We start from the raw sequence: 26,269 nt of genomic DNA on the forward strand, positions 1-26,269 counted from the left end.
GACATGGCGGTCGAGATTCCCGAGCCCCTGCAGTGGATCCTGCTGCTCCTGGCCGGCACCCGGTGGCCGGAGGCGACGAGGACCAACTGCGCCAGATGGCCAACCAGTGGCGGCAGGCCAGTCAGCAACTCGAGGAGGTCGGACGCGCCGCCAGCTCCACCGTCCAACGCGCCTTGGACGGGCAGCAGGGCGTCGCGTCGGAAGCGCTCGGCAAGTACTGGGAGACGCGGTTCACCGCGACGTCCGACAGCGCGCCGGGCTACTTCCCCGGAGGCGTCCAGGGCTGCGAAGGCATGGCCGAGATGCTGGAGTCGATGGCCAACTCGATCGAGACGGCGAAGATCCAGATCATCGCGCAGATCGCCATCCTGGCAGTCGAGATCGCCACGGCAGAGGCCGAGGCACCGTTCACGTTCGGTGCGTCCCTGGCCCAGATCCCGATCGAGATCGGCATCACCCGGACGGTGGTGCAGCAGCTCCTCAAGCAACTCCTCAAGGAAGCCCTGAAGCACGCCGTCAAGCAGGCCGCCATCATGGGCGGCATCAACCTGCTGGCGCAGACGATCGAGATCGCCGAGGGTCACCGCAAGAGCCTCGACTTCAAGGAGCTGGGCCAGGCGGTCGAGGGCGGCGCCGTCGCCGGCGCCGTCGGCGCCGGCCTCGGCAGGGGAGTCGGTGCACTGGGCAACAAGGTCGGCCTGGGCCGGGCCATGAACACCCTGCCGGGCAAGGTCGCCACCGGTGCGGCGGTGGGCGTGGGCACCGACGTCGGTACCCAGCTGATCACCACCGGCAAGGTCGACAGCGACAGCCTGCTGGGCTCCGGCCTGAGCGGCGGAGCCGGGGCAGGCCTGCACGCGGGCGCGTCCGCCTTCAAGGGGCACTTCGCCCCTCCCGGCGGCACGAACCTGCCTCACACCGAGGGGATGAGCACCACCGGGGCCGGAGAGATCCCGGGTGCCGGGACGACGTCCGGTACCAGCAGCAGCGGAACGAGCGGCAGTGGCAGGCCGGTCTTCTCCGACGCCGCCGACGCAGGCTCGCAGTCGACCTTCCGGGGTCTGGGCACAGACCCAGCCACCTCGTCCATCGACGGTGCGGGCTCGTCCTCGGGCCCCACCGGCCTGGTCCCCTTCGGCTCCAAGACGGCCGACTACTCGGGAAGCACGTCGGCAGCCACGGGCAACGGCACGGTGTCCTCGTCGTTCGGCGCCGGGTCCGACGGCCTCTACGGCAGTCGTGGCTTCACCACGGACAGCGCCGACGTTCCCTCGGCCACCACCGCCGACCACTCCGCCGACATCTCGCGGGGGACCGCCCAGGGCAGCGCGCCGAACTTCTCCCCCGACTCCCTCGCCGGTACCGCAACCGAAGGCACGACCGTCCGCCCGGGCGACACTCCGGGCCGAAGCGACGACATCCCCGCCGGGACCAGCGACACTCCGGCCCAGATGGACCGCAGCACGCCTCACTCCGACCCCGTCCCCGGCCGCGCCGAGGACGCCTCGGTCCGGACCAGCGACACTCCGGCCCAGATGGACCGCAGCACGCCTCACTCCGACCCCGTCCCCGGCCGCGCCGAGGACGCCTCGGTCCGGACCAGCGACACCCCCGCACGGACCGACCCCAGCCCGTCTCAGACGGCCCACGGGAGCCACCCCGATCCCGCACCGGCCCACGCCGCAACGGGCAGCCGTGGGACGGGCGAGTCGACGCCCGCACCCACCTATGTCCGGTCCACGCCCCCGGAGAGCTTCTCCCCGGCCGCACACAGCGGGCCGGCGGTGTCCTCGTCCGCCCACGGGAGCGCGGCGTCCACACCGCACATCTCCGACCCGGGCGGGCTGAAGCTGGACACGTCCGGGCTCAGCACCACGCCCCCCGCTACGAGTTCGTCGCCGTCCGCGCCATCGTCAACCTCAGCGTCATCGCCGTCGTCACCATCGTTCGAGGGCACGGCCGGTTCCGGGGCCGGGTCGCGCGACGCGCCGGTCAACTCGGATCCGAACACCTCCGGGTTCTCGCCCGCCGCCGGTGGGGCTCCCACGGCTTCGCCGGCGCCGAGCGCGGCGGCGGCACCGGCTCCGGGTGCGGTGCGGCCCATGGCCCCGGCCGCGTCCCCGGCGCCGTCGGCGTCCCCGCCCTCCATGTTCGGTGCGGGGTCCGGTCTGGGCCGGTCGTCCACACCCCCGTCCGCACCGCCGCCGGGGGCGGTCGGCGGGAGCGGGGCCGCGATGCCGCACGGTCCGGCGGGTCCGACCCCGTCCGCGCCGTCCCCCTCGGCGAGCACCCCGTCCGGCGCCGCCGCCCCGGCCACCGCGCACCCGACGTCTGCGGGGGGCGGTGTCTCCGGGATCGGGGTGGTCGGCCTCCGGGGTCCGGGCGCGTCCTCCGGTGGCGCGCCGCGTTCCGGTGGCGGTTCGCGGACGGATCTGGAGGAGCAGCGGCGTCAGGAGCGGCAGGAGGAGTTGAACCGGCTGGCCGGCAGCGGCCAGGTCCGCGGGGCGGTCCGGGACCTGGGCGGCGAGCAGCGGTTTGTGGCGACGAAGCCGCCCAAGGCGGAGGAACTGGTCCGGGACCTGCCGTCGATGTCGGCGCAGGACCGGGCGCAGTCGCTGGAGAACCTGTCACCCGAGAACCGGCGCTGGCTGGCCAAGGACCCGGCATTTGTGGACGCGCTCCACGACACCCTCCCCCCGCGGGAGTTCGCCCGTACCGGGGCCCAGCTGCTGGTGGACGTGCACGAGGGCGCCGAGCGCCCAGCCTCCGCACGCCAGGAGGCCCAGGCCCAGATCTCCCGCATGCTCCAGGACCCTGACACCACGGCCCGCCTGCTCAAGAACGGCTCACGGGTGGTCGTCATCCCCAAGGACACCCCCATGCCCGACGTCAGGCCGTTCCACGACCTGCGCGGCACCACCGCCGTCGGCGAGGCCGGCGGTGGCCGATCCTGGGACGACGTGCGCGGTTCCGGCGGCCGCCACACCGCCATCACCGAGGAGAACCTCCTCGGTGAGGACACCAGCGTCGGCTCCAGCAAGCACTACACCGACGGCTACTCGACCACCACCCACGAGTTCGCCCACACCCTGCATCGCTACGGCCTCAGCCAGGGCCACCAGGACGCCATCACCGACAGCTACAACAACCGCCGCGCCCAGGGCGACGCCGCCCCCTGGCCCGACGGGCCCTTCACCACCACCGGGCCCGACGGCAAGCCCGTGGAGAACTACTCCGCCCGCAACGAGGACGAGTACTTCGCCCAGGTCACCAACGCCTACCTGGGCACCAACCACGGCAACGACCCCCACACCGGCCAGCCCCGCAACAACGGCCCCGAGTGGGTCCGCAACAACGCCCCCGAACTCCTCCCCGTCCTCGAACGCCTCTACGGCGCCGACCCCACCGCCGTCCACGACACCCCCGCCAACCCCGTCGAGGCCACCCGCGCCGAGAACGACTCGTACGAGGGCCTCCGCGACTTCAACCAGCTCACCGACCCCGCCCCGGCCCCCGCAGCCACGCCCGCGGGATCGCACACCCCCACCCCCGACGCCACTCCCGCAGCCACGGCACACACCAGCCCGCCTCCCGGTACCACCGCCGCCCCGGCCGAGGGGTCCCACCCCCAGCCGTCGCACGAGGCACCGGCCGGGCCGCCGGCCCCGTCCCCGCACGGGACCTCGCACGGCACCATCCCGGCCGGGGAACCCCGCGCGCAGTCCCCGCGCGACGTCCCCGAGGCGCCCCCGGCCCCGGCCGCGGGTGCGACGCGGCCCGACGGCACGGCGCCGCGTGACACCCCGCACCCGCCGCCGCCGGCCGAGGTCCCCGTCAGCCGGGAGGAGCAGCAGCGGTTCAACGCCTTCTCCGACGAGCTGAAGGACATGGTCGTCAGGCCGGACCCGGACCCCGGGGCACTGGGCGACCGCATCGGCCGATTCCTGGAGGGCGTGGACCCCAAGACGCGTGACACGTGGGTCCGCAACACCCGCGAGGTGATCGACAAACTGCCGGACTACTATGACGACAAGTCGGTCAACGCCGCGCACCACGCCCTGAACGCCCACGCCGCAACCGGCCGGCCCTGGCCCACCCCGGCGCGATGTACCTGAGCGCGAGCGAGGTCACCAGCGGCCACGGGCAGGGGTTCATCAACCGGGACGTCCCCGAGGTCGTCATCGTCAACGGCGAACCGCACGTGCCGGTCTACTCCGCCGTGTTCAGCGACGCGCTGGGACATGACGCGCCCCCGCACAAGGACATCGGCCAGGACGAGAACGGCGTCGTCCAGATCCACACCGGTTCCCCCGACGGCCGGGAGAACGTGATGTGGGTCAGCGTCGGCCAGCCGCTGCGGCAGATCAAATGGGTCGAGAAGTACGGGCAGGACAACGCCGCCACGCCCATGATCCGCTCGTTCCTGGTGCCGCTGCGCACCGCCAATGAGATCTCCCGCACCTCCGTCACCGAGCACAACTCCAGCCAGAACACCAACGACCTCAACGTCGACAAGCACTTCGCGTCCAACCAGTTCGGCGTCAGGGACGCCCAGTCCCTGGAACTGCTGCGCCAGACGGCGCTCCCGGGCTCGCTGCGCACCTACACCGACGGCGAGGTGCAGAACCGGCCCGGCTCCTGGGGCGACGTCAGGCCCACGAGCGAGCTCCGCGACCGGCTGGGCGTGCCCAACGAGTCGCTGCGCGACTTCTCGGTCTTCACGGAGAAGGACGGCTTCATGCCGCCCGCCAAGTACAAGGAGACCGCCAGGACGCTCCGCGAGGTCGCCGCAGCCCACTACGGCAACAGCAGGCTGCAGGAGCCCGGCGACAAGCACCTGTCGACCAAGGACGTCGAGCGGTTCTTCGACGACCACGCCCCGGACCACCTCAAGGACAACGTCACCACCCCGGCACAGAAGCGGGCGGCCATCGACAGGTTCGTCAACGAGTACGTCGTCCCCTGGGCCAACCACGCACGCATCACCCAGACCCTGCACCACGAGTTCGACGACCTGGTCGCCGGCAAGCCCTCCGACCACCCGGTGGAGTACCGGCTCACGGAGGAGCAGCCCAACCTGCGCGGGAAGCGCATGACCAGCGAGCAGCAGGTCGGCTCCGCCCACCAGCAGGAGATGAGCGTCCGGCACGGGATCCGTCAGGGATACGACGAGCTCGGCAGGCAGATCGGCGGCGACACCTTCAAGGAAGTGCCACCACAGATCCGCCCCCTGCTGAACGAACTGCGAGCCCAGCGCGAGAACATCCTCGGCGACTACCAGTTCAAGATCGGCGACAGCCGGACCCTGACGGACAGGAACGAGCAGTACCGCAACTCCGCGCAGGAGATGCACGACCGGATCACCCAGGCGCTCAACGGCCGGCAGCCGGGCCCCCACCTGTCGGGCATCCTCGACCGGCTCGAGCAGATCCAGCGGAGCACGCCGGGAGATCCGCCCCTGCCGACCGCCTCCGCCAACCCGCACCCAACGACGGCGGCCCCCTCCGGAACCGGCGTCCCCCATCCGCCGCCTCCGCCGCCCGCCTCGCCCTCGGTCACCACGCGCCAGGCGGGCGCAGGCGTCCCCCACCCGCCGCCCCCGGCTGCGCCTGAGAACCCTTCTGCGCTGCCGCCGCACACAGACACGGCCCCGGAGTCCGCGCCCCAGCACCAGCCGGCGGCTGAGGAGAGCACCCTCCCGGTCGCGGACACGCGCAGTCCTGCCCCCGAACTGCGGCAGCCGCCGTCCGTACGCGGGTCGTCGGACGCCGTCGAGCAGGAGCAGTCGGCCCGGGAGCGGCAGCCTGAGACGGTCGAGACCGACGCGGCGGACCGGCCTGTCCGGTCCCTGCGCCAGGACACGGCCGGTACCGACCACGAGCCGGCCCCGCTCCCTGTCCAGGGGACAGCACACCCCTCCGAGCCCATCCCGGCCCCGGTCCGGGAGACCGCCCCGGGAACCCCCGCGGGCAGCAGCCCGGCCCCCGTCAGGGAGACCACCCTCCAGCGGACCGACCCGGCCCCCGTCCGGGAGACCGCCCCCGAAGCCTTCGAGGAGTCCCCGCCGTCACCGGTACGGGAAACCACCCCCGAAGCCCCCCAGGACACCAACCCGGACAACCCGGCATCCGTCCACGGCACCGCCCCCGAGACGCCCGCCCGGACGCCGCAGGAGACCGCCCCCGCGCCCGTCGACGACACGGCCGCCCCCCGGTTGGCGGCGCCGCCGAGCCGGATGACCGAGGCCGGGCAGCTCGGTGCCGGCGACCACATCCTGCCGATCCAGGCCGACGACAACGTGGTCACGGACCGTCTGCTCACCGGGCTGAGCCTCGATGAGGAGCAGCTCGCCGCGGCCCGAGCCCAACTCGCCCCGCAGCTCAGCCTGAAGACACTCCAGCCGCTGCTCTCGGGCATGACCCGTGGCGACGTCCACCACGTGAAGCTGGACATCCCGGGTTTCAAGGGCGATGTCCCTGTCACGGCCCGGGTCGTGAAGGCCGACACCGCCGCGCCCATCGAGAAGCTGGAGTTCGAGGACGGCAGCGAGTCCTTCTCCCGGAGCGGCTTCCTGCGTGAGGGGCAGAAGCGCTTCGGCGGCGGCGTCCAGTTCAGGGGCAAGGGCGCGGCGGAGACCAACCTGACGGGGCAGCTCGGTGCCTCCCGCGACCGGACCACCGCGGAGGCCGTGTCCAGCAGCAGCCGCGTCTTCTCCCGCAGCAAGACCTCGGAACCCGCTCTGCGGGTCAACACCGAGATCAGGCTCGACTTCGACCTGTCCGGTGTCCGGAGCCCCCTCGGTTCTCCACTCGCCACCGCGCCGCGCACGGAGACAGCGCCGCCGGCTCACGGCGAGACCGGGGCGGGCTCGCGTCCGCAGGTCAGCCTCACCGTCCCGGTCGCCGCTCCCGCGGCGGAGTCGGGTCATGCGCCCGCGATCGAGCAGCACTACCAGCCGCCGCTCCGGGTGCAGCAGACCCTGTCGCTCGGCGGGACCGACGTCGTCAAGGACGTCTTCGCGGTGGACGCCCAGGGGAACCGCGCCAGCGGCGGGGCTGCGGCCCTGCTCGGCGATGCCGCCGACCGGAACTCCCTGGAGTCCTTCGGCCGCCGGCGGTTCGGCGACGACTGGCCCGGCGTCCGTGAGCAGGTCCTCGACCGGATCGACCTGACGACCCTGCACTCGGATCTGAAGCCTCTGACCGCCGGTGAGCACGTCGAGATCCCACTCGGTGACGGCCGGGGCACCCTTGTGGTCTCCGCCGAGGTCTCGTCCATGACGCATGTGCGCAACACCGCGCAGACGGAGTTCAACACCGGTGCGGACGTCACCCGCACCATCACCTCCTCCGACGGCGTCGGCTGGACCGCGCGTGCCCCCTTCTCCGTCCAGAGCTACGACTTGGGTGCCGCCCCGCTCCAGACCGGCGGCGGTACGAACGCCGAGTACGGCCGTGAGGGCACATCCGTCCACCAGATCGCGATCCGTACGGGCAGCGCCGTCAAGATGAAGGTCCCCGCGGCCGTCTTCGACGGTGTGGCGAAGGTGACCTTCACGCACCGCCCGGAGGGTGCCGGGACCGGGTCCCGGCCGGTATCCGCCGAGGGCCGGCTCGGTTTCCAGGTGCTCAGCGAGACCGCTGATTCGCGTCCCGTCGACGCTCCGCAGCCGTTTTCCGCCTCCGACCGCCCCGCAGGTCCCCGGCGTATGGAGGCCCCGGAGATCCCCGCAGGGGAGACGGCCTGGCGGCCCAATGAGAGCATCTGGAACGAGGGGCTCCCCGAGCAGGCCGTCGTGCTCGACGTGCTGCTGGGTGAGGAGCGCCCGGCGGGGGAGGGGGGCGCGGCCAAGCCGTCCGATCTCCTCGCCCGGCTGGGACGCAGCCACTTCGGCGACTCCTGGGCCGATGTGGCCCCGAGCGCTCGGGGCATCATCAGCCGCGAGCAGCTCATCGCCGCCCTGCCCGGCATGAGCCGCGACGTCCCGGCCCAGAGCCCGCCGCTGATGCGTCCCCTTCGCTCGGACGCGCAGGCGACGGGGAAGGCACGGCTGGAGGGACTCGAGTTCCTGCGGCCGCTGGACAAGGCCGAGCTCAACGTCCTCAACGACATCACGGAGGGTTCCCAGGACCGGCTGGGCTCCTCGCTCGGCGGTTCGGCCCGCGCCCAGGGCGGAACGGACCTGGAGCTCTCGGAGTCGTCGTCCCTTTCCGTGCCCGGCCTCGGCGGGGGCGTCTCGGGCCGGACCCGCAGCGGAGCCAGGGGCTCTGACACGTCCAACACCGTGTCCAGCTCCAAGTTCGCGGAGCCCATGGTCGCCTACATCGCGCGGGCACGCGTCGACCTCCAGGTCGGGGAGCTGGGCAAGGACGGTCCCTCGGGTCACACCGACGTCCGGTTCGTGGTGGCGATCCCGCAGTCGCACGCCGGGCAGTACAGGGTTGCCGATGACACGGCGGGTCGGCAGGTGTTCGACCGGCCCGCCGCCGCCCCGGCGGTTCACAGCGACACGACCCCCAGCGGCACGACCCGCAACGACACGACCCACGGTGACCCGGCACCCCACGACCTGGCGCCCAACGGCGCAGTGCACGGCGACGCCCCCGGCGAGCCGTCCGGTACCCGGCGGGGCAGCCGTACGGACGGGACGGAGCCCGGCGGCCGCGCCACCACGCCGCCGGCCGACGACACGGCGGACACCCGCAACGGGGCGGACCGCGCCTCCGCCGAGACGGCACCCCGTCCGCTGGAGTTCCAGCCTCCGGACCGGGTCCGCACCTCGGGCCGGCTGGGAGCCTCGGACGCGGTCCTCCACTTCAAGGACCCGAAGGCCGTGATGAACGCCCTGCAGAAGGAGCTGGGCGGCACCTTCAAGGATGACTGGGGAAAGGTCGAGGCCGAGCTGAAGCCGTACTTCGACGAGGTGGCACTGCGACCGCAGTCGGCCGCTCTGACGGCGGGGCGCGAGTGGGGGACCTCGGTCACTGTCGGCCACCTCACCGCCGACGTCCGGATCGTCGGCGCCAAAGCCACGATGACGGAGTACGCGCGGCCGGTCGACGACTTCGAGTTCGAGACCGGAACGGAGTCCTCGACCGGCAGGGGCCACACCAAGGACGTCAGCGTCAGGAAGTCCTTCTGGGGCAGGTTGGGTGTGCGGGCGCCGCACACCTCGATCGCCATCGACCAGATGCGGCACAGCGACTCGCTGACCGGTGAGGGCAGGGAGCTCAGGGCACAGGCGGTCTCCAAGGGCAAGACGGTGGAACCGGCTGCCGTCTTCAAGGGCGACCTGGACTACACCGTGGAGGTCACGGTCACCCACGCCGTGCCGGGAATGCCCAGCCGCGAGGTGACCCTGCACCCGACCACGGAAGCCGAGTTCGGCTTCCCGGTGCGGGAACTGCCGGTCGACCCCACGACCTCGCGCAGGCCCGAGCCGGCCGAACGGTACCTCCCGCCGCCGCGGATCGCCCGCGACATGGTCCTCGGCGCCTCCGACATCGTGCTGGACGTCGGCCTCACGGAGCAGCGGTCCGGCACCACCGGCACGGGCAGGGCCCCCGCGACCGACAGCACCCCGGCGGACGCGCAGACACCTGCGCGGTCCACCGCCGACCACGTCCTGGACCAGCTGGACGAGTCCGGCATCCGCGCGCTGGGGTCGGACCGGGCATGGGCGGCGGCCAAGGGCGTCCTGCGCGAGCAGCTCACCGACGACCGGATCCAACAGCGCCTGAAGGGTATGACGGCAGGTCAGCCGTGGGACATCAAACTTCCGAACGGCAGGGTGCGGATCACCTCGAGCATCCAGCAGCTGACCCACACGTCGAACACCAAGGCCAGTGAGTTCAACAGCGGATCGACCGCAGCCTCCACCACGAGCTGGACGGACAGCCGCAACGGCAGCGCCAACACGACCAACGTGCAGGGCGTGGGGACGATCGATCCCGTCGGAGCAGCCCCCGCGGAGGTGATTGTGGGGGGTTCCGTGACGCACGAGAGCGCCCACGACCACATCACCGAGAGCGCGTCCGGCGGGCGCACGGGCGCGGGCACCAAGACGAAGGTCCCCGGCAGCGTCTTCGACGGGGTGGCCGGGCTGCACTTCGAGTTCAAGCGGTCCTGGAAACTGCTGGGGCGGGCCGTCGACACCAGTGTCCCGGCACAGGCCCGCGCCGAGCAGCGCCGGATCGACCAGCTCCGCCGGCAGATCTCCGCCCTGCCCGAACACCCCGCCGACCCCGAGGCGGCGGCACGTCTCAGGCAGGAGTACGACACCGCGCTCGACCGGCAGGCCGACCGCATCAGGAAGAGCGCCGCGCAGCGGACCGACGCCGGCCAGGGCACCCCCCGGCCGATGACCCGGCTCGCCTTCGGGGTGCGGCAACGCTCCCACGGCTACGCCACGGTCGGCTTCCAGGCGCTGGTCGAGAGCGCCGACGCAGTGAAGGCCGACCCGCCGGCCACGGCACCGGGTACCGAGGGGGCTCCGCCAGCCCGCACGGACAACGGGGAGAAGCCCCGCACGCTGGCGGTGCCGCCCGAAGAGATCTGGGGCCGGGGCCTGTCGGCGGACCACATCATCCGCGACCTGCCCGACGTGCGTTCACTGCGGAGCCTGGTGGAGGCCGAGGGCCGGCGCGCCTACCGAAGCGCCTGGGACTCCCAGGGCCTCACGGACCGCACCAGGGGCGACCAGGTACTGGACACCTTCACCCGCGAGCAGTTCCTGACGAATCTGCCCCAGCTGTCCCGCGGCGGGGAGTTGAAGAGCGAACCCTTCCTGCTGAACGGCAAGAAGGCATGGGTGACGGCGACGGCGAAGGTGGTCAGCCTCGCCCACGACCGGCCGGAGCCCAAGGCTGAAACCACACTCGTCAGCGAGAGCTCCACGCAGGTCAGCCAGCGGCAGGTGGATTCCCGACAGCTCGGGATAACCGGGCAGGTCGGTGCCAGGGGCACCGAGCTGGCCGGCGACTTCGGGGTCACGGCGACCTTCGGCGGCGCCTACCGCAGCCGCTCGGCGCAGGAGGATGCCGTCGGCGGGCGGACGACGGCCGGCTCCAAATACCCCGTTCCGCTGGAGCACTTCAACGGATATGTCGAGGTGGAGTTCGCCTTCCACCACGGCGAGTCGTCCACCCCGCAGCGGGCGTCGGGGGTCGTGCCGTTCGGCGTCTCCATCCCCACACAGGAGATCACGGAGCACGTGGAGGGCACCTCGGCCACGTACTTCACCGGTGAACACCGGCAGGGCACCACCTGGGCCTCCTCCGCACCCGCCCCGGAGACGACCACGCCGGAGACGACCACGCCGGAAACGCCCGCGGCCGGTACCACCGCACCCGAAACCACCACCCGTTACGCACCCAGCCTCGAAACAATCCCCGAAGAAACCGCGGCACCCGAAACACCCCCGGCCGAAACACCCCCGGCCGAAACACCCCCGGCCGAAACCACCACCCGCTACACGCCCACCCTCGAAGCAATCCCCGAGGAAGCGTCCCGGCCCGAAACCCCCAGGCCCGAACCCCTCAGGCCCGAAACCCCCAGGCCGGAAACCCCCGCGCCCGAGACGACCACGCGTCAGGCGCCCTCGGTCGACACCACCGGGCCCGAGACGCCCACGCCCGAAGCCGCACCGCACACGACGCCCGTAGCCGAGAGGCACCCGGCCGAGGACACCGCGCCCGGAAGCCCCCGGTCGGACACCCCGGCACCGCCGCCGCCCCCCTCGCCGGAGCAGGGCACGTCCGTGCGCGAGCAGAGCAGTCACTCGCAGGAGAGCAAGGAGAACACGGACTCCGACACCCAGCGGTCACGCCGCCCCTCCCCGCCCCCGCCGTCGCCCGAGCCGTCGAGCGGACGGGAGTCGGCCTCGCCTTCCGCGCCGTCCCGCTCCGATGTCCCCGACTCCGCGACCAGCACCCGGGGTTGGCGCAAGGACCGTCCGGTTCTGGAGACACCGGAGGTGCGCGCGCAGCAGCTGTCGGGCTCGCAGCACCGGCATCCCGGGGAACTGGCCCAGCTGGTCCGTGGCGCCCGCAGCGGAAACGTGGAAGCCCTCAAGGACTGGGTGACCAGGAACGGCTCGGAGGTCGGCCTGAAGACCCTGGACGAGCTCCACAAGGAGATCCCCGAGCACGCGCTCTGGGGCCTCGCACGCGAGAAGCCCAAGTTGCAGCCGCAGTTGGTCGACCTGATCGGGAAGCGGCGCGGGGGTGCGGCGCCGTCCCCGGAGGAAGTCGAAACCCGGCAGGTGGTCCACGCGAAGCTGCAGGAGCATGCATCCGTCACCGTCGTGGTGGAGTCGGGCCCGGGGTCGGGCCACCAGGCGGCGGCCGTCACCCTGGTCCGCTCCCTGCGTGAGCTCGGCTACCCGGGCAGGATTCGAATCGTCGCCCCGGAGAGTGTGCGGGGCCGTCTGGACCGGCTGCTCGACACGGAGGAACTGAAGGTCGAGAAGCCGCACTACGTCCCCGAGGACCTGGAGGAGCGCCGATACGACCAGCCGGTGCGCCCGGACCTGGGCGAGGGGCTGACCCTGGTGGCGGCGAGCGACAACCTGGAGGTGAGCCACGAGTCAGCCGAGGCGCTGCTCTCGTACACCGGTGGGAGCAAGGCGCTGGTGCTCACCCCGTACGCCTGGAGCAAGCCCCGGGCGGTGTACGAGCGGGTGCCCGGACAGGACGGGCAGTACCAGGCATGGCATCTGGACGGAGGCGTCAGTAAGAAGGACGGCCTGTACCAGTTCGACATCCCGGCTCCGGAGAGGGCCGCCTTCCCGGACAGCCCGAAGCTCCAGGCGATCGCCGACTCGGTGTTCTCCGGCAAGGTCGATGTGATGCCGGTCTACGGCCTGGTCCGCCTGAACGAGAACCTGCGGGCGGCCGCACCGGAGTACTTCGCTTCGGCCGTACGGGAGTCCGGCGCCCGGGATGTCGACGGGGCCAGGACCTACGGGCGGCCCGCGGTGGTGCTGGAGATCGGCGGCAAGGAGGTCGACTACGCGCCGCAGCACCAGGAGGAGTGGCTGAAGCGGGCCCACCTGGACCAGGTCGAAGACGTGTCCGAGCTCCTGTCGGGGCTGAAGGACGGCGACGTGCTGATCCTGCGGACCGGCCCCACCAGCCAGGGCGACTTCGAGAAGCTGTTCCAGCTCGGTGACCTGCCGGCGGTCCAGGAGGGCGCCAACACCACCAACGCGAGCCAGCTGACCGGCCGGCCCTACCTGTCGCCGGCCACCAACACCACTCCCTACCCGAAGGCCCATCAACCGGCCGCCGTCGACATGCTGCACGAGCGTGTGAAGACCGCGCTGGGTCCGGAGAACGCCGACTCGCTGCCCGATCTCGACCGGGCGCGCGAGAAGTGGGACGAGGCGACCTGGAAGAAGCCGCAGCCCTCCGCGGAGGACTTCCGGGACGCGGCGCAGGAGCTCCGGAAGGCCGCCGACAGCGTGAGCGGCGTCGCTGACGGACACCCGGACCCTGCCGTGGCCAAGGCCCTTCGCGAGGCGGCGGCGAAGGCCCGAGAGGACGCCTCCGTCCTGGAGCGGTCCTCCGAGGTCCTGCATGTCGACGCCGAGCTCCAGAAGGCGACCCTGGCGCTCTACGAGGGCAGCACCCCCTGGTCCGAGGCGGCGGCCGAGTCCGAGCCCTACAAGCAACTGGGCAGCGTCAAGTGGGGCCAGGCCCAGGTGCGGAGCTGGAGCGAACTCGTCTCCGCCAAGCCGGGCACCGAGCCCGTCCGGCTTCCCGTCGACCGGTTGGAGGAGTTCTCGAAGGCCCTGGTGCACAACGAGGACCGCACGAGCGAACCGTCGCCGGAACAGAAGGAAGCGGCCCGGGAGAAGGCCTTCGCCATTCTCAGCCAGGGCCTTGACGAGCAGCGGACGGCAGAACTCCGCTCGTTCATGCACCCGTCCAGCTGGGAGACGAAGGAGGTGCTGCCGGAGGTCGATCTCGGGCCCGCCGCCGAGGTCAGGGGACGGTTCGAGGTCCTCGGCCGCGAGATCGACAAGTCCGCGTCGTTCTACACGCAGGAGGTGAAGAGCCAGTTGGGCGGGCTGTCCAACGCCCCGCGGCCGGAACACGTGGCCACGATCGCGGAGGTGATCAGGGGCTTCCGGACCGAGGGATCGGAGTACCAGGCCTACACCTCGGAGATCACGGCCCGGGGCCGGGACTGGCGGCAGGACCAGGTCCTGATGAGCCTCCGCTACATGGACGATCCGCACGTCCGCAGCAGTACGAGCGTGGAGTCCTCCGCGAACGAGGCGCTCGACCGCCGAAAGCAGCAGGTCGAGGCCGAGCAGAGGAGGACACGGCAGGCCGAGGAGGCGAGGGCCGGGGAGGAGGCCCGGGTCCGCCGTGAGGCCCGGCAGCGGGCGGAGTTGGAGGCTCGGCAGCACGAGCGGGAGCGTGCCGCGCAGCGCGCGGCAGCCGAGGCGGCCGCCCGCCAACAGCAGGCGGCGGAGGACTCCGACGCGGAGTCGGATTCCGGCTCGGAAATGGAGGGCGACTTCGGCGCCCTGTTCTGACGCGGCCGGGGCACCTTGCGGCCCGCCGGTCAGGTGGCGGCGGGCCCGGAGGTCCGGGGCCCGCCGCCACCGCTACCGACGCCGCGCCCCGCCACCCGGCGCTGACGCTGCGGGTTCGGGCGCAGCGATACTGCGGGAGATGCATCCCGCAGACGTAGCTCTGGCCGGGCGCCCGCCCGCTGCGCGGCGAGCTTCGTGCGGAGGAGTGCCAGGAGCCACCCCGTCCGTAGCGTCCCGAAGCGGTGCGATGCGCCTGGCGGCCGCGGGCATCAGCCGACCGCGCCCGTCGTGGCAGTGGGTGGCGCAGCGGATGTCGGCCCCACCTTTGGCGGTGCCGTGGTCTCCACGCTCCATGCTGCCGTTCGGGACGCGCAGAAGAGCCGGAACGCAGCCAACTTGCCCTGTGAGGCGGGATACTGGTGTCGTTTGATGACAAAGCGACGGGGGACGCATCAGTGGAATTCGTGCGGAAGACAGGCCGTGCCGGCGGGAGGCGGGGTGCGCGGCATGCGGTTGTCCTGGGCGGGAGCCTCGCAGGGCTGCTCGCGGCGCATGTCCTCGCCGAGCACGCCGACCGGGTGACCGTCGTCGAGCGCGACCGGTTCCCGGATGGCACAAGGCCGCGACCAGGGGTGCCGCAGGCCCGGCATCCGCATGTCCTGCTGGAGGGCGGGCAGGTGGCTTTGGAGTCTCTGCTGCCGGGCTTCCTGGCAGAGCTGCGGGCGGCGGGGGCACCGTGCCTGGGCATGCCCTCGGACATGGTGTTGCAGCAGGACGGGCGCTGGTTCCGGCGGCTGCCTGCGACGACGCACATCTACACCGGCTCCCGCGCGCAGTTGGAGGAGCTGGTGCGGCGGCGCGTCCTCGAGAACCCGGTCATCGACGCGGTGGAGGGTACCGAGGCCGTCGGGCTCCTCGGTGACGCCTCGCGCGTGCGGGGCGTGCTGCTGCGGGACCGCTCCGATGGCGCCCGAGGAGAACAGCGGGCTCTTGAGGCCGACCTGGTTGTCGACGCCTCCGGCAGCGGCACGAAGGCCCAGCAGTGGCTGACGGCGATCGGGGCCGCAGCCGCGCATGAGGAGACCATCGACACGGGTCTCGCCTATGCCTCCCGCATCTACCGCGGCAGGAGCGGCGGCCTCCACGACGACACCTGCGGCTACTACGTCTACCCCAGTCCCGCCCAGGTCCACGCCGGCGGTGCGCTGCCCCTGGAGGACGGCACCCACCTGGTCATCGTCTCGGGGCTGCGGGGTGAGGAACCGCCCACGGACGACGACCAGTTCGTGGCGTACATCAAGAAGAGGCTGCCGCATCCGCTCCTGCATGACTGGCTGGACGAGGCCGAACCACTCTCGCCGGCGTTCGGCTACCGGCGGACCGCGAACATCCGCCGCCGCTACGACCTGCGAGGCCGCCGCCCGGCCGGATTCCTTGCCACTGGTGACGCCCTGTGCACCTTCAACCCGGTCTACGGGCAGGGCATGGCCGTCGCCGCGATGAGCGCGGTCGTGCTGCGCGACACGCTGGCCAATCCGCGCCGGGTCCCCACGACGCGGCGCGTGCAGAGAGCACTCCTGGCGGCATCCCGGCAGGCATGGGACATCTCCGCCGGGGCGGACCGCTCGATGCCGGGCGCGGTGGGCACTGCCGTAGCCTCCAAGCCGGCGGACCGCGTCGCCGACTGGTACCTGCAGCGCGTCCTGGAGCGCTACCCCGGCGACCCCGTTGTGGGGGCAGCTTTCCGCTCCGTCCTGGGCCTCTGCGCGCCCGTCACCAGCCTGTTCGCCCCGCCTGTGGCCCGAGCCGTCCTCTTCCGCCCACCCACGCCGACACCTACCGAGCCCCCGATGACATCGGAGGAACCCCAGGGCTGAGCCAGGCCGGCAGTTGACGGTCTACACGCCGGTCCACGCGCCGGCCCCCCACACCCGCGTGAGGCACTCCCACGACCACACAGGTCACTCAGGGCATGGGCAGTGGTACTGGCAGCACTGGCGCGGTCCTTGAGCGCGTCAGGGGAGGGACGTCCAGCCCGGTGGTGTGAGGGGGGTGTCGTTGCCAGGCCGGGCAGGCGCCTACGCCGGAGGGTCCCCGACAGCCCTGGACGCCCTGCAGGTCGGCGTCGCCTGATTCCACCTGTGGCAGGGCCTCGGCCGGGTCGTGGAAACCTGCCTCCCACTCACCGTGATTGTCTGCAACCTTTGCCGCTCGAGGTGCCGAAGGTCTCTGGTCATGCTGGCGATCACGAAGGTCCGGCTGTATGGGGCGATTCGGCGTGCGCGGCAGCACGACGTCGAGCATGATCACCCGTCACATCTGTGGTGCGGAGCTTCTCGACCAGCCGCGTGCCTCGCCCTCGTCGATGAGGCGTCGCCCGGCCTCCCACAGGGAGGAGGACGCTTCCCCGATCACCGCCTTGCGGGCTCGGACATCGTCGGCGGTGACGCCTGGGGTGCGCCACGTACCACCGCGGGCCATCCAATTGAGAAGAAGTGGCTGTAGACGGTCCATGGCCTTGGCGAATTTCGCTTCGGGAGTGTGACGTTCCTCGAATTCGTCCCACAGGGCCCGCATGCGCCGGGCTTGGTCCGCCGGAAGCAGGTTGAAGAGTTCGTCGGCCGCGGCGACTTCCCGCTCATGCTGATCGATCCCTGCCGCACTGTCATAGAGGGGAGTGTCACCAGCGTAGATCTCCACGAGATCGTGCAGCAGGACGAGCTGAATCGTGTGCCCTACGTCGATGGGCTGGTCGGAGTGTTCGGCGAGGATCGCGACCATCATCGCCAGGTGCCATGAGTGCTCTGCATCGTTCTCGCGGCGGTCCGTCGCGGCGAGGGGTGACTGACGCAGGATGGTCTTGAGCTGGTCCACCTCGACGAGGAACGTGAATTGGGCGCGAAGTCTTTGGTCGAGATCGTCGGGGAAGGGTGTCTTCTCTGCGAGTAGGCTCCGGCGTTCATTGCTCATGCGCCCATGGTGGCACGCACCGTCCCTGCTCGTAGGCGCCTCGAGAATCACACAAACGCTGTTCATCGCGGCGGACGAAGCCAGAGTGACGCTCCGTGACCGCCCTCCGAGATCCGTCCCTTCAGTTGTAGATCGTTTGCTGGGGTTGTAGTTCGCTGGTGGTGGGCGACCGCCGATGCGCTGACCTGCGCGGTTGCGTCGGCGGTGGCAGGCGCGGGCGACGGCCTGGTGGCAGCGGCGCCATCGTGACCAGTGCAGACCGCGGCGGAGGTGCTCGGCCGGAGTGGGGTAAGGGGCAGTGACGATCAGCAGTCGGCGGATCTCGTAGGCCGTGAAGGCGATTGGGGCGGGTCCAGCGGGGCGGGTGGGGTCAGTGTGTGCCCCCTCTCTGCGCTGGTAGCCCGGCCGGCGCTGCAAGCGCCGCCGGTGTGCCGAGCTCAGGATCAGCGGCCGCGTCACGGGCAGCCGCGGCGGCGTGGACCGCCCCCTGCATCGTGTACCCGACGTGGAACATCCGGCCGATCAGCGTCTTGACCCGCTTCAGCGTCCACCGCTGGTCCTCCTCGCCCCAGCCGTGCGCCAGCGGCCCCGCTTCAGCTCCGCCTCCAGACGCTGCCACTGCCGGGGCGAGAGCCGCTCCACCGACATCGGCCCCTTCGACCGCAGGGCCTCCGCCCCGCCCGCCCGCCACAGCACGCGCCAGCGCCGCACCGAACGCTCGGTGACCCGCAACTCCCGCGCGATCTCCCGCGTCTCCTCACCCCGCGCGAACCGCTCGCCCGCCTCCAGCCGCACGCGTTCACGCGCCGCCTGCTCCCGAGGCGTCAACCCGCCACCCTGCGCATACCTCATGAACAGGACCTACCGCAGGGATCACGGAGTGTCAGCCCCTCCGGTCATCGCCCGTTCAACCGGAGTAGTGCTCGCCCGTTGTTGACATGAGCTACAAAAGCCAATGCCATTCTCATGCAGACCGCTACAGCGCGTCCGGAGTTTGTGCTGGTCAGAGACCGCCGCGAACGTGGACTGTCTGCGCGCGATCCGGCACTGTCTTCCGGCCACGCCATGTCCACGGTCGTGGACTCCGTTCCACGATCAGCGAGGGTGGCCGCAGATCCCCTCCGGTCGTTTCCCTCCGGCTCGTTCCTACGCGTCGTGGTGGTGATGAGGGACCCTCATGACCTGAGAGTGCGAGGGACGTAAAGGGTCCCTCGCTTGATCCTGCCGGTGATCGAGAGTGAATTCCAGAACGCGAAAATCGGCACCCGTACGGTCAGCGTTCGAGGACGAGGGCGATGCCTTGGCCGACGCCGATGCAGAGGGCGGCGAGGCCGGTGCCCGATCCGGCGGCGGCAAGCTGGTGGGCTACGGCGCCGGTGATCCGGGCACCGGAGACACCGAGTGGATGGCCGATGGCGATCGCTCCGCCGCGGGGGTTGACGATGGCGGGGTCGAGTTCCGGGAAGGCGGCGAGGCAGGCCAGGACCTGGGCCGCGTATGCCTCGTTGAGCTCGATGGTGTGCAGGCCGGTGGCCTCCGTACCGGACTTGGAGGGCCTTGCGCATGGCGTCGACCGGACCGAGGCCGAAGTATTGCGGCTCGATGCCGGCCACCGCGCTCGCCCGGATCCGGGCCAGCGGCTCCCGGCCGGTCGCGGCCAGGCCGGCTGCGTCGGTGAGGAGCAGTGCCGCGGCGCCGTCGTTGAGCGGTGATGCGTTGCCGGCCGTGATGGTGCCGTCCGGGGTGAAGGCGGGCCTCAGCCGGGCCAGGGCTTCCAGGGAGGTGTTGTCGCGGATTCCCTCGTCGCGCGGCAGCTCCACGCCTTCGACGGGGACGACCTCTCCGTACACTCCGTCCCGCCAGGCCTGGGCGGCCTTTCGGTGGCTGGCGAGGGCGAAGGCGTCCTGGGCCTCGCGGGTGATGCCGTACTTGGCGCCGACCAGTTCCGCGGATTCACCGAGGGGGATGGTCCACTCCGCAGGCATCCGGGGGTTGACCATCCGCCAGCCGAGGGTGGTGGAGTGCAGTTGCTGGTGCCCGGCGGGGAAGGCCCGGTCGGGCTTGGGCAGCACCCACGGGGCGCGGCTCATCGACTCGACGCCGCCCGCCACCATCACGGAGGCGTCGCCGAGCGCGATGGCGCGGGCCGCCTGGACGACGGCCTCCATGCCGGAGCCGCAGAGCCGGTTGACGGTGGATCCCGGTACCGTGACCGGGAGTCCGGCCAGCAGCACGGCCATCCGTGCCACATCGCGGTTCTCCTCGCCGGCGCCGTTGGCGTTGCCGAGGATCACGTCGTCGATCCGGGCGGGGTCGAGGTCGGGGCTTCGGTCGACCAGGGCCCGTAGCACGCCTGCCGCGAGGTCGTCCGGGCGCACGCCGGACAGGGCGCCGCCGTAGCGGCCGATCGGGGTGCGGACGGCGTCGACGACATAGACGTCCCGCGGTCGCTCGATCACGGCAGTCTCCTTCCGGTGGTGCCTGCCCGCCCGATGAGCACGGGCGGGGCGGTTCGGTCGGCGATCTCCTCCGGGCCGACGCCCGGGGCCGTCTCTACGAGGAGCAGTCCGTCCGGTGTGACGTCGAGTACGCCCAGGTCGGTGATGATGCGGTGCACGCAGGCGCGGCCGGTCAGCGGGAGGGTGCACTCGGTCACGATCTTGGGCGCGCCGTCCCTCGCGTTGTGTTCCATGATGACGATCACCCGCCGGGCGCCGTGGACCAGGTCCATGGCGCCGCCCATGCCCTTGACCATCTTGCCGGGGATCATCCAGTTGGCCAGGTCGCCGGCGGCCGAGACCTGCATGGCTCCGAGGATCGCGGTGTCGACATGGCCGCCGCGGATCATGCCGAAGGAGAGCGAGGAGTCGAAGAACGAGGCGCCGGGCAGCGCCGTGACCGTCTCCTTGCCGGCGTTGACCAGGTCGGGGTCCACCTCGGCCTCGGTCGGGTACGGCCCAACGCCGAGAATGCCGTTCTCCGCGTGCAGCACCACCTGCATCCCCTCGGGCACGTACTCGGGCACCCGGGTGGGCAGGCCGATGCCGAGGTTGACGTAGTCGCCGTCGTTCAGCTCCGCCGCCGCGCGGGCGGCCATCTCGTCTCTGGTCCATGCCATCAGCGCCGAACCGTCCTCTTCTCGATCTTCTTGTCCGCGGCCTGGGCGGGGGTCAGCTCGACCACCCGCTGGACGAACACCCCGGGCAGATGCACCTGGTCGGGGTCGAGTTCGCCCGGCTCCACCAGTTCCTCCACCTCGGCCACGGTGATCCGGCCGGCCATGGCGGCGAGCGGGTTGAAGTTCCTGGCGGCGCGGTGGAAGACCAGGTTGCCGTGCCGGTCGCCGCGGGCCGCGCGGACCAGAGCGAAGTCGGTGGTGATCGCGTGCTCCAGTGCGTAGCTGCGGCCGTCGAACTGCCGTACCTCCTTGGGCGGGGAGGCGACCGCGACCTTGCCGTCGGGCGTGTGGCGCCACGGCAGCCCGCCCTCGGCAACCAGGGTCCCGACCCCGGCCGGGGTGTAGAAGGCGGGGATGCCGGTGCCGCCGGCCCGCAGCCGTTCCGCCAGAGTGCCCTGCGGGATCAGCTCGACCTCCAGCTCGCCGGTCAGGTACTGCCGGGCGAACTCCTTGTTCTCACCGACGTACGACCCGGTCACCCGGGCGATCCGGTGGGCTGCCAGCAGGATGCCGAGCCCGCTCCCGTCCACGCCGCAGTTGTTGGAGACCACGCGCAGTCCGGTCGTGCCGATTCGGTACAGCGCCTCGATCAGCACGTCGGGGATGCCGGCCAGGCCGAACCCGCCCACAGCGAGTGACGCCCCGTCGGCAATGTCCGCCAGTGCCTCATCGGCTGTGGCCATCTGCTTGTCCATACCTGTCGTGCTCCGTTCGATTCCTCTGCTGCTCCGGCGTGGCTGCTCACGAACGCCCGGCCCGGTCGTCAGCGGTGCAGGACGCCGCGCAGTGCGTCGAGCAGCTGCTGGTACGCGCTGTCGGCGGTCTCCGGGCCGGACGCGCGGCGCCAGGCGACATGGCCGTCCGGGCGGACGAGCAGGGCTCCGTCGTCGGCGATCTCCGAGATGCGACTCCAGTCCCCGTAGGCGTCCCGGCTCCCGTCGGCGCCGATGCGCACCACCGGGAGCGGCACCCCCAGCGTGCGGCGGCTGCGCTCCGCGGCCTCCTCCCACACTCCGCCGGAGAGGCCGGTCAGCAGGGTGAACCGACCCTTCCCGACCACATCCAGGGTGGAGATGCGCTGCCCCTGGGCGTCCACCAGCCAGGCGTGCGGGACCTTGGCGCCCGGTCGGGTGGTCGGCTGGTGGACCAACTCGGGGTCGTGCTCCCAGACCTCGGCGGCGGAGCCGTCGTCGAGCACCGCGGCGGAGACATAGCGCTGGTTCATCTCCACGCCGTGGGCGTTGAACTCGTAGTTCTTCAGCCGGACGGCCTCCTCCAGCGCCTGCCGCCGCTGGGCGCCCTCGGCCGTCCCGGCGCGCACGGCCTGGAGACCGGTGAGGATTGCCGCCTCGTCACTGGCGTCGCCCACGCCGAGCGCCTCGAAGATCGGGCCGAACTGGTCGCGGCTGAGGTTGGCCCGCTCGACGATCTGCCGCCCCACCGGTGCGCGCTCGGCGGTGTAGCTGTCGAGCAGCGACGGTTCCGCCTGACCGCGGATCACCATGGCCAGCTTCCAGGCCAGGTTGTACGAGTCCTGGACGGAGGTGTTGGAGCCGAGACCGTTGGACGGCGGGTGCCGGTGCACGGCGTCGCCGGCACAGAAGACCCGGCCGGAGGAGTACTCGGTGGCGTGGCTGTGGTTGACGGTCCACAGCGCGGTGGAGGTGATCTCGACCGGGAGGCCGGGGTCGCCGATCAGGTCCCGGACGATCTGCCGGGCGGCCTCCTCGTCCACCTGCGGGGGCGGCTGCTCGATGTCGTACCCCCACACCAGCAGCCACTCGTTCCAGGGCCGCACCATGCGGACCAGGCCCATGCCGATGCCGCCGGTGCCGGCGCCCGGGCGCATGACCCAGTACAGGACGCTCGGGCGGTGGGCGACATACCTGGAGAGGTCGGCCCGGAAGACGATGTTCATGCTGCCGGCCTTGCCCATCTGCCCGTCGATGGGCAGACCGATCTGCTCGGCCACGGTGCTGCGGCCGCCGTCGGCACCGATCAGATAGCGCGACCGGACGGTGAACTCGTCCCCCCGGATCCGGTCCCGCAGCCGGGCGGTGACCCCGTTCTCGTCCTGGGTGAGGCTGACGAACTCGGTGTCGAAGCGGACCTTGGCGCCCCGGGCCGCCGCGTTCTTCAGCAGGATCGGCTCCAGGTAGGTCTGCGGCAGGTCGATCATCTCGCAGGGGCTCTTGGAGCCGTACTCGGTGGCCGAGCCGGGGCCGGTGCCCCAACTGCGGATCCGGCCGATCTCCTCACCGGCGAGAGCGGTGCACAGCACCGTGTCGCCCATCAGAGCGGACGGGCTGCCCTCCCTCACGGCCTCGGACTCCACGCCGAGGTCGCGCAGCACCTCCATGGTGCGCTGGTTGGTGATGTGGGCCCTCGGTGTGTTGGCCAGCCAGCCGTACTTGGTCACCAGCAGGGTGCGTATCCCGTAGGTGGCGAGCAAGAGGGCAGCGGAGCCGCCCGCGGGGCCGCTGCCGACGACGAGGACGTCGGTGTCGTAGTGGTCCGTGAATGCCATCGGGGCTCCTCGGTCGGTCAGTCGGCCAGAGGCGCGATACGGAAGGTGTAGTCGAGTCGGCGCCAGCCGCCGTCGACCGTGCGGCCGTCGGGAGTGGGGCCGTGCTGCGGTGTGTAGTCGACGACCAGTGCGTCCTTGACGCCGAAGACGCTGTCGCTGTCCAGGTGGTCACCGCCCGCCACGAACAGCTGGGTGACCAGGCGCTGGTGGCCCGGTGCCGCGATCATGAAGTGCAGATGGGGTGCCCGATAGGGGTGGCGCCCCACAGCCGCGAGCATCCGCCCCACCGGTCCGTCGGAGGGGATCGGGTAGGGCACGGGGAGGGTGGACCAGAAGAAGAGCCTGCCTTCTTCGTCGGTGCGCAGCCGGGCGCGCAGTACAGGACCCTCGAGGTCCGGCAGTTGCACGTCGTAGAAGCCCTCGGCATTCGACTGCCACACGTCCACCACCGCATCCGGTACGGGCGCTCCCGCCGTGTCCGTGACCCTGACGTCCGCCCACAGCGGCGTACCGGCCTGGCCGTCGGAGATGTCGGAGCCGTGCGGACGCTCCGGTGGGCCTTCGGTGTAGAACGGTCCGAGTACCGCCGACGGCGTGGTGGCGGGAGTCCGGGAGTTGGTGAGCACATCCACCACGCTGGAGACGCCCAGGGTGTCGGAGAGCAGCACGAACTCCTGTCGCGTGGGGCCGCACAGCGCGCCGGCCTCGGTGAGGAAGTCGATTGCGTACTGCCACTCGGACTCGGTGAGGTCGTTGGTGACCGCGAAGTCGTGCAGGTGCCGCACCAGGCCCTGCATGAGGTGCCTGACCCGGGGGTCGGGAGCGTCGGCGAAGCTGGCCACCACCTGCTCGGCGAGGTCGCTGAGGCGGGTGTCCAGGGCGCGGTGGGGGGCCGGGGCGGCGGCCTGTGGGCGGCGACCGTGCCAGGCGTCGCGCAGCAGTCCGTGGATGCCCTCGACGGTGAGGTCCCGGGGGTTGGGGTAGGGCGTGGCCACCGCGAGCCGGGCGCCCTCCGCCAGGTCCGATTCCGCCATGCCCAGTTCGCGCAGTGCGGTCGGGCCGTGGACGCTCGTGATGAGGTCGAACACCCCGGCCGCGGCGTCGTCCACCCCGAGCGCCTCGGCGATCCTGCGCATGGCGTCCGGTGCGCCGGAGGCGTTGTAGGCCATGGCGTGGGGAAGTACGACGGTGTGCGTCTCCGCGTGGGGAAGGCCGAAGCTGCCGCCGAGGGTGTGGCAGATCTTGTGGTGCAGGCCCATGCCGACCGAGCCGAGGCAGGTCCCGGCCAGCCAGGCCGCGTGGAGCAGGTCGGACCGCGCGTCGAGGTCGGAGGGGTCCGCGGCCAGCGCGGGGAGCGCGCGGGCGATCCGGGAGATCGCGTCGAGCGCCAGTCCGTCCACGACCGGGTCGGACTCGGCCGAGTACAGGGCCTCGACTGCGTGCGCCAGCGCGTTGATCCCGCTGGTGACCGACATCCCGAGCGGGAGTGAGCGGGTGAAGTCGACGTCGTAGACGACGGTTTCCGGCAGGATCGCGGGGGAGGACCGGGTGACCTTGCGGCCGTTCGCGGTCTCGCCGAGGACCGAGGTCACCTCGGAGCCGGCGTAGGTGGTCGGCAGGACCACCTGCGGCAGGTCGGTGCGGAGCGCGAGCGCCTTGGAGAGCCCTGTGGTCGAGCCGCCCCCGACTGCGACCAGGCAGTCCGCCGATGTCGTCCGCAGCAGCTGGAGGGCCTCCTCGGTGACCGTGACCGGTGTGTGCATCGCTGCGCCGTCGAACTCGGCGGTCACCAGCTCTCCGAGTACCTCCCGCACCCTGGCCGCGGCCGCGGACACCTGCGGGCCGAAGAGCAGGAGCACCCGGGAACCGCCGAGCCGTTCGACCTCGGCCCGCACCTGGTCGACTGTGCCGACTCCGAAGATCACTCGGGATGGGTGGGAGGTGTGGACGAAAGTCCGCATCGAGCTTGCCCCCGTTCTGCCGTCGTCTGGGATGCGTTCGAGTATCCGCGTGACGGGCAGATTTCAGCCTGCACATTCGAAGCGCCTTTCTGCAGGAAAGGCGCGTGTGCCGAACCCGAGGGCAGGTGTGCGGGCGGTCAGCGTGCGCGGCGAAGAGCCGCGGGGGTGGTCCCGAGCTTGGTGCGCATCACCCGGGTCAGGTGCTCCTGATGGGAGAAACCGCACTGCAAGGCGACCTCGGGGATGGAGGAGGAGCTGGTACGCAGCAGACGGCAGGCATGTTCGAGACGCAGCCGCAGCAGGCACTGGTGGGGCGACTCGCCGGTGCTGGCCCTGAACTGCCGGGTGAACTGGCTCACGCTCAATGATGCTGCGGCGGCCAGCTCGGTGAGTGGAACCGGAGCGGCGATCCGTCCTTCCATCAGTTCGCGGACGGATGCCAGTTGGCGTTGCGTCAGTCCGGATCGGGCCGCTTTGCCCGAGGCCGCCTGCTCGACCGGGTGTGCGTGGGCGAGTTGTGCGGCGAGCATGCCGGTGAGGTGGTCGACGTAGGTCCGCGCCGAGGGCTCCCAGCGCTGGAGGACCCCGTCGAGTGCCAGTAGCAGCTGTTCGAGCAGCGGGTCCCTGGTGCCGGTCTTCTCGGCGAGCCGTATCGGGCGGCTGTCGTTGGCCTCGCACAGGGCGTGGTCGGTGAGATAGGCGTGCACAGTCTCGAGATCGCCCCGCAGCTCGACGGCGAGGTCCTCCTGGGCAGGCTGGAGGAAGAGGCCCCCAGCCGGGACCACTCCGGATCGGGCGGACCGCCCCCGACCGCGGCTGACCGTGACCGGTCCGCTGAGGTGCAGGATCAGCAGGTGTGTGCTGGCGGGCTCGAACTGCGCCCGGTAAGGCCGCTCGCTCTGCGTGGAGACGTACAGGTGCTCCCAGCCGAGCCCGGAGCTGGTACGGCGTGGGCTCACCCACGGCTGGCTGAGGATGCCGTTGGTGTCGGCCAGGCCCAGTTCCGGCATGCTTCACCCTCCTTCCGAGCCGTCTCCTGGGGAAGCGGGGTTTGCCTTCCCTTTCTTCCCTCGGTGGGGTAGGGGTCA

General features: G+C 71.5%; 10 protein-coding genes and 1 pseudogene. 3 read left to right on the top strand and 8 right to left on the bottom strand.

All coding sequences use genetic code 11. From position 1 onward, the window contains the following. The first annotated feature begins 95 nt into the window (after positions 1–95). From AB0761_RS38075 to AB0761_RS38085, 3 genes are all read left to right on the top strand, one after another. Positions 96–4,115: a hypothetical protein gene (locus AB0761_RS38075; protein WP_377273849.1), complete on the top strand. Its 4,020-nt coding sequence runs from the start codon at positions 96–98 to the stop codon at positions 4,113–4,115. Further along, complete coding sequence (locus tag AB0761_RS38080) at positions 4,106–14,545, top strand: hypothetical protein (RefSeq protein WP_377273850.1); 10,440 nt, start codon at positions 4,106–4,108, stop codon at positions 14,543–14,545. The genes AB0761_RS38075 and AB0761_RS38080 overlap by 10 nt, the downstream gene beginning before the upstream one ends. Positions 14,546–15,063: 518 nt before the next feature. Beyond that, positions 15,064–16,422, top strand: coding sequence for an NAD(P)/FAD-dependent oxidoreductase (locus tag AB0761_RS38085; protein ID WP_377274531.1), 1,359 nt, complete (start codon positions 15,064–15,066; stop codon positions 16,420–16,422). 436 nt (positions 16,423–16,858) lie between these two features. On the opposite strand, the gene AB0761_RS38090 is transcribed toward AB0761_RS38085, so the two are convergent. The 8 genes and pseudogenes from AB0761_RS38090 to AB0761_RS38125 form a co-directional block, all read right to left on the bottom strand. Next, the gene (locus AB0761_RS38090; RefSeq protein WP_377273851.1) at positions 16,859–17,515 is read right to left on the bottom strand and encodes an HD family hydrolase; all 657 of its coding nucleotides are present in this window, start codon (positions 17,513–17,515) and stop codon (positions 16,859–16,861) included. A 540-nt stretch (positions 17,516–18,055) separates the two neighbouring features. Further along, positions 18,056–18,367 carry a helix-turn-helix domain-containing protein gene (locus tag AB0761_RS38095; protein ID WP_377273852.1) on the bottom strand — a complete coding sequence of 104 codons (312 nt, stop codon included), beginning with the start codon at positions 18,365–18,367 and terminating at the stop codon, positions 18,056–18,058. A gap of 421 nt (positions 18,368–18,788) precedes the next feature. Next, a pseudogene (locus AB0761_RS38100) lies at positions 18,789–19,974 on the bottom strand (thiolase family protein). Next, positions 19,971–20,633: a CoA transferase subunit B gene (locus AB0761_RS38105; RefSeq protein WP_377273853.1), complete on the bottom strand. Its 663-nt coding sequence runs from the start codon at positions 20,631–20,633 to the stop codon at positions 19,971–19,973. The pseudogene AB0761_RS38100 and the gene AB0761_RS38105 overlap by 4 nt, the downstream one beginning before the upstream one ends. Continuing rightward, positions 20,633–21,388, bottom strand: a complete 756-nt coding sequence (locus AB0761_RS38110) for a CoA transferase subunit A (RefSeq protein WP_377273854.1) — start codon at positions 21,386–21,388, stop codon at positions 20,633–20,635. Before AB0761_RS38110 ends, AB0761_RS38105 begins: the two co-directional genes overlap by 1 nt. A gap of 68 nt (positions 21,389–21,456) precedes the next feature. After that, entirely contained in the window at positions 21,457–23,220 is a 1,764-nt protein-coding gene (locus AB0761_RS38115) for an FAD-dependent oxidoreductase (protein ID WP_377273855.1), read from the bottom strand. A 17-nt stretch (positions 23,221–23,237) separates the two neighbouring features. Beyond that, complete coding sequence (locus AB0761_RS38120; RefSeq protein WP_377273856.1) at positions 23,238–25,145, bottom strand: maleylacetate reductase and hydroxyquinol 1,2-dioxygenase domain-containing protein; 1,908 nt, start codon at positions 25,143–25,145, stop codon at positions 23,238–23,240. A gap of 173 nt (positions 25,146–25,318) precedes the next feature. Further along, positions 25,319–26,191 (bottom strand): helix-turn-helix domain-containing protein, encoded by an 873-nt coding sequence (locus tag AB0761_RS38125; protein WP_377273857.1) that lies wholly within the window; start codon positions 26,189–26,191, stop codon positions 25,319–25,321. Positions 26,192–26,269 lie beyond the last annotated feature (78 nt).

It is taken from the genome of Peterkaempfera podocarpi (genome assembly GCF_042466665.1).
Taxonomy (GTDB): domain Bacteria; phylum Actinomycetota; class Actinomycetes; order Streptomycetales; family Streptomycetaceae; genus Peterkaempfera; species Peterkaempfera podocarpi.